Origin of the sequence: Ileibacterium valens, assembly GCF_001945525.1 — a bacterium.
Lineage (GTDB): Bacteria > Bacillota_I > Bacilli_A > Erysipelotrichales > Erysipelotrichaceae > Ileibacterium > Ileibacterium valens.
This window is the reverse complement of sequence record NZ_MPJW01000077.1, coordinates 1-5,251: the sequence shown is the minus strand read 5'-3', so window position 1 is coordinate 5,251 and position 5,251 is coordinate 1. Positions and strand designations below refer to the sequence as shown.

The window sequence follows — 5,251 nt, the reverse complement described above, 5'->3', positions numbered from 1 at the left end:
GGCAAAAGAAGGATAAAGGGCAAGGTCGAGATAATCATCGACAAAGGAACTGACAGTAGTGAAGACAGAATCCATCTCAATATGAGGGAAGAGAGAATGGAGCAGTGGCAAACGGCCCTGAATCGAGTTATAGTGTGTTTGGTAATTTTGTTTATTGATCATGAACATATTTTACCAAAAGAGGCACCTCATCCATTACGGATCAGGTGCCTCTTTTTATTTTTGGACTGTCAGAAATTTAACAGCCCCTTTTAAGATTTTTTTAAAATTTACAGATCTTTGTTTTCTTCATCAATCCAGGAAGAAAACCGTCCGTTTTCAAATACCGGGACAATCTCTCCATTTTTAAGAGTTCCCACGATTGAAAGGTCTTCAGTACCAATCATGAAATCAGTATGTGCAGCCGACTGATTCATACCTAGTTTTTCAAGCTCTTCAGATTCTAAATTTAAACCATTCTCTATGCATTCTCCATAGGATTGGCCTAAAGCAAGATGACAGGATGCATTTTCATCAATCAGAGTGTTATAGAAAATTCGATTTAACGATTGAATTGGCGAATCTGCTGGTACCAGGGCAACTTCACCTAAATAGCATGAATTTTCATCGGTATTTAAAATTTCTTTTAAAGTCTCTTCACCTTCTTTGGCAGAAAAAGAAACCACTTTTCCATCTTTGAAGGTCATTTCAAATTCTTCGATAAGCTTTCCGCCAACATTTAATGGCATACTGGCTACCACGCGGCCATTTACTCCGGTTTTTAGCGGAGCAGTAAATACTTCTTCTGTAGGGATATTTGGAAAAAACAGAAGACCATCACTTCGAATGGATGCTCCACCTGCAAATAAATAGCCTTCTGGCAATTCAATGATCAGATCGGTACCGAGTGAGTTGGTATAATGCAAAGATTTTAACCCACAGTTATTGAGCTTCTGAATCCGCTTTTTAAAGGATTCGTGGTGTCTATTCCAGTTTTCGATAGGATCGTTTTCATCAATTCTGCAAATTTGAAAGATATCATTCCACAAGGCATCTATTGCCTGACCTTCTTCGAGATCTGGAAAAACGGATTTGGCCCAATCCGGATGAGCAAATGGAACAATAGTCCATGCTGCCTCTCCAGTCTCAATTTTTTTTCGATATTTATCCTGCTTCAAGCGGGCCTGGCGCATTTCAAGTATTCGATAGGAGGGATTGATATCCTTCATTAAATTTGGGTCATTACCGGTGATACTGATATAACTGGCTCCATCTTCGGCAGTCTGGTTATAGAAATCTGCTTTCCAATCCGGACATTCATTGAAGACATCCGGATCAGCCATCAGATAACGATCGTGATTTAACTTTGCATCTGAATAATTCACGATTACTTCTCTGGCTCCAGCTTCATAAGCATACCGGGCTATCTTTCTGGCAAGTGGGGCAGCTTCAATCGGAGAATTCAGAACGATGGTCTGAGAGGGCTGTGCGTTAACTCCCCTCAAAGCAGTCAGTCGGGCAAGTTTATCAAAATACTCTTCATTCATAAATGTTTCTTCCTCATAATATTTATTAACGGTTTATGTACGTTATAGTAAGAAAGATCGTACATTTAAAGATTAGCAAGATTAACAATCAAAAGAAACAATAGATCACAGTCAGGATAAGATCCATTAAAGAAAGAACGATCTAAGATAAACCTATGAATACATTACAAAATACAAATGAGAAAAATGAACGCTGGGGCTTAGCCCTTGGCGGCGGTGGAAGCCGAGGAAGTTTTACGATTGGAGTGATTAAAGCTCTGGTTGAAAATGGATATTATTTTAATGCAGTAACCGGAGTAAGCATTGGGGCATTATCAGGAGCTGGCTACGTTATGCAGACGGATAAAGGATTAGACGAATGGATCGAACGTTTCAAATCAGATATGGTTGTGGATCATCCGTTTGCCTTTCCAAATGCAAACAGGATAACTAAGCTAACTGGAGATCTGGGAATTGATTTCATAAACCAGTTTTCTGCGGACGGACCAAGTATTGCTCCTTTGATTAAAACTTACTCTGATTATTTTAATTTCGATGATTTTAAGAAGAGTGATATCGATTTTGCCTGTCTGACTTATAATGTCTCACAAAACAAACCGGTAATATTTTACAAAAAAGATATGACGAAAGATGACTGTGTCATTAAATTAATGACATCAACTGCCTACTTTCCTGCTTTTAACTTTGTTGAATACAACAACGATCAATATGCCGATGGAAGTTACTGCAATATTCCTCTTGGTCAGGAAATTATGAAGATGAATGTGGAGCATGTAATTGCGGTATCTCTTCATAATGGAGACGAAAAACCTTTAGCCATTGCTCCAGGTATTCACATGGTAATCCATCCAATTCTGAACTTGAAATATTTTCTTGATTTCAACGTAGCTGACTTAAAAAAGCAGATTGCCCAAGGATACCTGGAGACTCTGAAATTTCTCGATCAGGCTCCTGGATATATCTATACTTTTTATCAGGAAGATGAAGCTGCTTTTCGGACTCTGAGTGATCTGACAGATAAAGTCCTGGATCGAGTAGGATTAACTCTTGATAATGAACGACTGATTGATGGATTATCTCAGCTTCTAGGATACAGACCTGCTCCACTTGAAAATGAGCTGATGAAAAACTATACCGCAGGTCTGATTTTCGAATGTCTTGGGTTAGTTGCTGGAATGGACCCTTACCAGCAATATCATCTGATGGACTTTTCTGCAGAAGTTTTAAGGAGACTTTCACAACCAGAATCAGATCCAGAAGAAATGAATAAAGCTATGAATTCGGTTGAGATGGAAGTCATAGGCGCTCGAGATTTGCTGGTATTCTTCCATGCCGGTTTAAAAAGTTTCGATGGTAAGCTGCCGGCTCAATTTGACTGTTTCAGAGAAAAATACGGCTCTATTTATTACCTGGCATTTGCCTGGCTCATTCTCGAAAAATTCTCAGCACTTTTTTCCTTAAGCGAAAAAGTTCACGATCTTGAAGAGAAATTCAGTATTTAAAATATATCGAACCGATATTGACCTTATGTATTAGAAGTCTGATTATTTGGTACGTATAATTATCCACATGGCAGAAAATACAGTTAGAAAACTTAAACTAAAGAAAAGATCTGATTTGGAAGTAGAATATAAAATTCTAAGATCAAAACGAGTGAAATATGCAAAAATGGTTGTTGAAGCAGATGGAACAATATGTCTGAAAATCCCTCAGGGGTTAGCTAATCCTGAAAAAATGGTTGAGAACATACTTACTTCTGAATTAGAGGATAAATTGATTGAGCTCATTGAAGTTCAAATCCCGGAAATGAAACGGAGAAATCAGAATGCAATTACACCTTCGAATAAATTAAAGGTAGGTATTGAAAATGGAAAACAGGTAACGATCTGGGGAAAGATTTATACCGTTCGATATTACCTGGATGAAAGACCTGAGAATTACCTGGTGATGGATTATGAATTCGATGAAAGTAATAACGAGTTTATTGTTTCGTTTGGTTTAAAGAAATCAGATGCAGGCAGGTTCGATCTGGATGCTCAGGCCTCCCATCTCTGGGAGAAGTTTTTAATCGTAGAAACAAATAAAGCCGCAATCAATCTTTATAATAGCCCGAATATTCAGCGTTTTTAACGGCAAATGGGTTAAGAGTATCAAAAATTAGTGCCCGGATTATGAAAAGACAATGGGGGAGTGTAACCCTTGAGAAAAGAACCATCCGTTTAAATGCACTTCTGACACAACTCCCTAAAAAATATCTGGAGCATACTCTATGTCATGAGATTGCTCATCTGGTTATTGGGGGACACAATCCGATGTTCTATAAATACCTGACTCAATTAGATCCGGATGCAGCAATGACTCGGGAAGAGATGAAAGATTTAGTGATCCAAACCGATGGAAGTATTATCCATCGATCACATTAAGAAAAAACGAGAAAGAAGAAAATCGAAAAAGAGGAAGTCTATGAAACTGGAAAAATTGGATGTTAAAAAATTAGCCAAAATGATTGATCATACTTGTCTGAAACCTTATGCGACAAAGCAGGATCTGGAAAAACTGTGTAAAGAAGCAAAAGAAGTTGACACTGCTATGATTGCAATCAATACGGAATGGACACGTTTTTGCAAGGAATTGCTGAAAGATACAGATGTTCATGTCGGAGCTGCGATTTCATTTCCTCTGGGTCAGGAAGGGCTTCCGGTGAAATTGTATGAAACAGAATATGCTATTAGCGAAGGTGCTGATGAGATAGACTATGTCATTCACATTGGAAAAGCAAAAATGCATGACTGGGCCTATCTGGAAGATGAGATGAGGCAAATTAATGATATTTGCAAAAAGCATCATGTCATCTGCAAGGTGATTTTTGAAACATGTTATCTTTCAGATGATGAAATTATTGAGCTCGCAAAAATCGCTTCTAAAGTGAAACCGGATTTCATTAAGACTTCTACTGGGTTTGGTACAGCTGGAGCCACAGCACATCACGTTCGATTGATGAAAGAGAATGCCAAAGAAGATGTAAAAGTAAAAGCGGCTGGTGGGATTCGTGATTTGAAAACAGCTTTAGAAATGGTTGAAGCCGGAGCTGAAAGAATTGGAACTTCTTCCACATTGAAAATTCTTGAAGAAGCCAGTCAGGATTTCAAAGTATAAAAAGCTATTTCTTTTTCATTAACGATTGATGGATTATCGATCACGAGATCACATAATCGAAATAGGATTTTTTCGTTATGGGCATTAATAGGACACTCAGGGAATTGGAAAGATCGGAATAGATCTTCCCAATTCCTTCTTTGTTTTACTGAGGTGCCTTTAGAAAACTTTCACCTGAATTTTCCGGATAACGTAAGGTAAGACTTGTTTGTGATAAACGGTTAAATATTCACAAATATTTCTTGCGTTTAGATACGGACTTCGATATACTTAATAAGCTTTGTGAGTTAACGCATAAATATCACAAAGTTGGCTTCATCTAACTTGTGAAATGTTTAAAAAAATTCACAAAAAGCTTGACTAAGGTTAAGTAATGAAGTATTATAAATGAGGCTTGTGAAATACATTAAATAAATAACAAGTGTATGGATCTTTGAAAACCAAACATCAGTAAAAGACATAACAGAAGGTCTGAAGTAAAAGTTGTAAGAGAGTAGCAATACAGTCAAACAACAGTTCAGAAGTGAAAACACGAGATCAAGCAAGAAAGGGCGTACGGAGAATGCCTG

Annotated in this window: 4 protein-coding genes and 1 pseudogene; 4 read left to right on the top strand and 1 reads right to left on the bottom strand. The window is 37.7% G+C overall.

The features are described 5' to 3' along the window. Positions 1-269 precede the first annotated feature (269 nt). The gene (locus tag BO222_RS02800) at positions 270-1,526 is read right to left on the bottom strand and encodes an aminopeptidase (protein WP_075818180.1); all 1,257 of its coding nucleotides are present in this window, start codon (positions 1,524-1,526) and stop codon (positions 270-272) included. A gap of 155 nt (positions 1,527-1,681) precedes the next feature. Here BO222_RS02800 and BO222_RS02795 point away from each other — a divergent pair, with 155 nt between their 5' ends. The 4 genes and pseudogenes from BO222_RS02795 to deoC all read left to right on the top strand — a co-directional run bounded on the left by BO222_RS02795 (position 1,682) and on the right by deoC (position 4,682). Then, the gene (locus tag BO222_RS02795) at positions 1,682-3,028 is read left to right on the top strand and encodes a patatin-like phospholipase family protein (protein WP_075818178.1); all 1,347 of its coding nucleotides are present in this window, start codon (positions 1,682-1,684) and stop codon (positions 3,026-3,028) included. A 151-nt stretch (positions 3,029-3,179) separates the two neighbouring features. After that, positions 3,180-3,656, top strand: coding sequence for a hypothetical protein (locus BO222_RS02790; protein ID WP_143356910.1), 477 nt, complete (start codon positions 3,180-3,182; stop codon positions 3,654-3,656). Between the two features lie 14 nt (positions 3,657-3,670). Next, a pseudogene (locus BO222_RS02785) lies at positions 3,671-3,949 on the top strand (SprT-like domain-containing protein); the annotation flags it as partial. A gap of 40 nt (positions 3,950-3,989) precedes the next feature. Beyond that, positions 3,990-4,682, top strand: a complete 693-nt coding sequence (gene deoC / locus BO222_RS02780; protein ID WP_075818175.1) for a deoxyribose-phosphate aldolase — start codon at positions 3,990-3,992, stop codon at positions 4,680-4,682. Positions 4,683-5,251 lie beyond the last annotated feature (569 nt).